Source organism: Capnocytophaga sp. oral taxon 863 str. F0517 (assembly GCF_000466425.1).
Taxonomy (GTDB): domain Bacteria; phylum Bacteroidota; class Bacteroidia; order Flavobacteriales; family Flavobacteriaceae; genus Capnocytophaga.
In genome coordinates, this window is sequence record NZ_KE992142.1 from 1 (window position 1) to 1,033 (window position 1,033).

Consider the following 1,033-nt stretch of genomic DNA (forward strand, 5'->3'; position numbering starts at 1 on the left):
AACGTGAGTTCGACTTAAGCGGCAATTCTTTTCATGTCAATAATATCCTCCTGTAGGTTAATAGAAGGCTTCTTATCAAAGAAAGAATAAGCTATAAGTCCTGATAATAAGTTAGTTGTAAAATTTTCAAAAGAACGATGTCTTGTATGTTCTATTTGACAAATATTTTTAAGTTCATCATTTACTGTTTCTATCAAAGCACGTTTTCTAAGGGCAATTTTATCTTGTAAAAGCATTAAACTATTCTTCATATTTTTCTTGATTTTAGTGATTAAATGCACTCCATCAACAAATAATTTTTCGAATAGGTCTTTACTGATATATCCTTTGTCTCCATAGAGCTTACCGAAGATTCTCTTGTGTAAATCCATATCTTTCAACGGTTTACGATCATCAACATTGCCAGGTGTTATTATAAAATCAAGTATTTCACCTCTATCATTAATGATTATATGTAGCTTAAAACCATAAAACCAGCCTAAAGAACATTGTCCTTTTTGAGCAATTCCTTTAAAGACTTTATGTTGTTTTTCTCTCTTAATATGGCAAGATCTTAAGGGAGTTGAGTCAATATATGATATGCCTGTACATTTTCCTAAACAACAGGTTTTCAAGAATATAGCTAAGTGCATGATTACCTTTTCTTGTAGTTCAACAAAGCGATTATAGGCGACTGTTTCAGGAAATTCTTTTTTCATATGTTCTTGTACATAGTATATATAAAAATGCTTCAAGTTTTTATAACCACCTGAATGAAAGAGTATTAATATGGTCATTACTTCACTATCAGAAAGAATTGATTTACGATTTCTCGTCTTTTTTCCATTATCTTGCTTGATAGTGTGGGCGGATACTACTTTATTAAAATTCTTGCAAAATTCGTCTATTACAAAGAAAATTTCAGTAATTTTGTCACTTGATAACATAAGGGGTATTTTTTAGTTAAGCTTTTGATTTTCAGCACATAAAGTTACTAAAAATATCCCTTTCTTGCAAGAAAAAAAGTAACTTTCTTATATCGAACTCACGTTAA

General features: G+C 29.9%; 1 protein-coding gene. It reads right to left on the reverse strand.

Going from position 1 to position 1,033, the window contains the following annotated elements:
- Positions 1-14 precede the first annotated feature (14 nt).
- Positions 15-926, reverse strand: a complete 912-nt coding sequence (locus tag HMPREF1551_RS06165; RefSeq protein ID WP_021628209.1) for an IS982 family transposase — start codon at positions 924-926, stop codon at positions 15-17.
- Positions 927-1,033: the final 107 nt, after the last annotated feature.